Annotated in this window: 2 protein-coding genes; both read left to right on the plus strand. The window is 64.9% G+C overall.

Translation table 11 applies throughout. The features are described from left to right. The coding region (locus WBB95_RS15515) for a TolC family protein (protein ID WP_424488389.1) at positions 1-211 on the plus strand (211 nt) is incomplete at its 5' end. Between the two features lie 30 nt (positions 212-241). Then, entirely contained in the window at positions 242-3,199 is a 2,958-nt protein-coding gene (locus WBB95_RS15520; protein ID WP_424488390.1) for an autotransporter domain-containing protein, read from the plus strand. Positions 3,200-3,258: the final 59 nt, after the last annotated feature.

The raw sequence follows: 3,258 nt of genomic DNA on the forward strand, positions 1-3,258 counted from the left end.
GGTGGTGTCGACCAAGCAAAGCATCCTCGGCGGCGAGCGGGTCAACCTCGACGCGCTGAATGCCGAGCAGCAGCTGTACAGCACCCGTCGCGACCTGGCCCAGGCGCGTTACGACTATTTGATGGCCTGGACCAAATTGCACTACTACGCGGGCAACTTGCGCGACACCGACCTGGCGAAAGTCGATGAGGCCTTCGGCCCGGTGAAATGAGCAGCCATAAAAACAATAAGGAAGGTTTAGATGATCACCGATTCATCCCGCTTCAAACCGTTTACCGCCGGTTCCTTGCTCCTGCTGTCCGTTGCGGCACAGGCGCAATACACCGAGACCGGTCAACCGGGTAACCCCACCAGCTGGCGTTCCGCCGAGTTCCAGAGCGACTGGGGCCTGGGCCGCATGAAAGCGGATGAGGCTTACGCCGCGGGCATCACCGGCAGCGGCGTGAAAATCGGCGCGCTGGACTCGGGGTTCGACCCCAATCACCCGGAAGCCTCCAAAGACCGTTATCACGCGGTCACCGCCACTGGCACCTATGTCGATGGCAGCGCGTTCAGCACCACCGGTGCACTCAACCCGAACAACGACTCCCACGGCACCCACGTCACCGGCACCATGGGCGCCGCGCGTGACGGCGTGGGCATGCATGGCGTGGCGTACAACGCGCAAATCTACGTGGGCAACACCAACGCCAACGACAGCTTCCTGTTCGGCCCGACCCCGGACCCCAAGTATTTCAAGACAGTGTACAGCGCCCTGGTGGATTCCGGTGTGCGCGCCATCAACAACAGTTGGGGCAGCCAGCCGCCGAATGTCAGCTACCAGACCCTCGGCGACCTGCACGCGGCCTACGCCCAGCATTACAACCAGGGCACCTGGCTGGACGCTGCGGCGGATGTGGCCAAGGCCGGCGTTATCAACGTATTCAGCGCCGGCAACAGCGGTTATGCAAATGCCAGCGTGCGCTCGGCCTTGCCGTATTTTCAGCCGGAACTGGAAGGGCATTGGCTGGCCGTGTCCGGTCTGGACAAGGCCAATAACCAGAAATACAACAAGTGCGGCGTTGCAAAGTACTGGTGCATTTCCACGCCTGGCGCGCTGATCAACAGCACCATTCCGGAGGGCGGCTATGGGGTGAAATCCGGCACGTCGATGTCGGCGCCCCATGCCACCGGCGCGCTGGCGCTGGTGATGGAACGCTACCCGTACATGAGCAACGAGCAGGCGTTGCAGGTGTTGCTGACCACCGCGACCCAACTCGACGGTTCGATCACCCAGGCGCCCAACAGCATCGTCGGCTGGGGCGTACCGGACCTCGGCCGGGCGATGCACGGGCCGGGGCAATTGCTCGGTGCGATGAACGTGAATCTGGGCGCCGGGCAGGGCGATGTGTGGCGTAACGGCATCTCTGACCAGGCACTGATTCAGCGCCAGGCGGAAGACCGTGCCGAGCACACGGCGTGGCAGCAAACGCTGGTCGACAAGGGGTGGCAAAACGGTGTGGCTGCCAATGCCAGCCAGCAGGACAAGACCGATTATGCGGTGGGCAGCGCACGTGATGCCGCCGCCGCGAACCGCGTGTACGAGGGCAGCCTGATCAAATCCGGCGCCGGTAGCCTGTTGCTCAGTGGCGACAGCACCTTTCGTGGCGCGACCACCGTCAACGGCGGCTTGTTGGCCGTGAATGGCGCGCTGACCTCGGCGGTGACCGTGAATGACAGCGGCACCCTTGGCGGTTCCGGGCGCATTGCGGCGTTGTCGGTCAACAGCGGCGGCACCGTCGCCCCGGGCAATTCCGTGGGCACTTTGCAGGTGGCGGGCGACGTGAACCTGGGCGCTGGTTCCACCTATGCAGTGGAACTGACCCCTACCAGCAGCGACCGCATTGTCGCGGGCGGCAAGGCCGTGCTGGGCGGCGGCACCGTGACCCTGGCGCTGGAAAACAGCCCGACATTGCTCAGCCAGAGCCAGGCCCAAAGCCTGATCGGCCGCCAGTACACCATCCTGCAAGCGGCGGGCGGTATTCAAGGCCAGTTTGGCCAAGTGCTGCCCAACTACCTGTTCCTTGGCGGCACCCTCGACTACGCCGCCAATGGCGTGCAGCTGGACGTCGGGCGCAATGGCACTGCTTTCGCCAGCGTCGCCGCCACGCGCAACCAGCGCGCCGTGGCCGCCGCTGCCGAGCAACTGGGCGCGGGCAACCCGGTGTATGAAAGCGTGTTGCAGTCGGATTCGCTCGCCAGCGCGCGACAGGGCTTGCAGCAACTGTCCGGCGAAATCTACCCGGCGATTGGCGCGATGCTGATCAACGACAGCCGCCAACTGCGCGACGCGGTCGGTGAGCGCCTGCGCCATGTGCCGGTCAGCGGTGAGAGCAACCTGTGGCTCAAGGCGCTCGGCGCCTGGGGCAAAACCGACAGCCGCAGCGAAACGGCAGGTTCGACCACCTCGATTGGCGGCCTGCTGGCCGGTGTCGCCGGTGCGCTGGACGAGCAAACCCGGGTGGGCGTGGTCGCCGGCTACAGCGACAGTTCGCTCGGCATGGGCAGCGGCACGCACTCATCGGCCTCCATCGACAGCTACCACGTCGGCGCGTATGCCGGGCGTGAACTCGGCGACTGGCGCGTGAGTGTCGGCGGGGCCTACAGCTGGCATCGCGGCGATGTGAAGCGTGACCTGCAATACGGCGAGGTCAGCGGCAAGCAAAAAGCCAAGCTGGATGCGCGCACCGCCCAGCTGTTCACCGAAGCGGCTTACCGCATTCACCTGCAACCCCTGGCGCTGGAGCCTTTTGCGAATCTTGCCTACGTGCACCTGGACAGTGAGTCGTTCCACGAAAAAGGCGACGCCGCTGCCCTGGAACGCGGCAGCGACCGGCGTGATGCGGTGCTCAGCACGCTCGGTGTGCGCGCGTTGAAAACCCTGCCGTTGAATGACCATCAGCAGCTGGAGCTGTCCGGTTCGCTGGGCTGGCAGCACAGCCTCAGCGCCGTTGAGTCTGAAGAACACCTGGGGTTTGTGGCGGGCGGGCCGACATTTGCGGTGCGCAGTTCGCCGTTGCTGCGCGATGCAGCGCTGGTGGGCGTGCAGGCCAGCCTGGCGCTGAGCCCGACCACACGGGTCAACCTCGATTACAACGGCCAGTTGGGTGGGCGGGAGAAGACCCAGGGTGTGGGGCTGAGCCTGAACTGGCAGTTCTAGACACCAACGCCGTACCCACCCTGTGGGAGCTGGCTTGCCTGCGATAGCGGTGGGTCAGT

The sequence above is a fragment of the Pseudomonas sp. genome (assembly GCF_049645325.1).
Lineage (GTDB): Bacteria > Pseudomonadota > Gammaproteobacteria > Pseudomonadales > Pseudomonadaceae > Aquipseudomonas.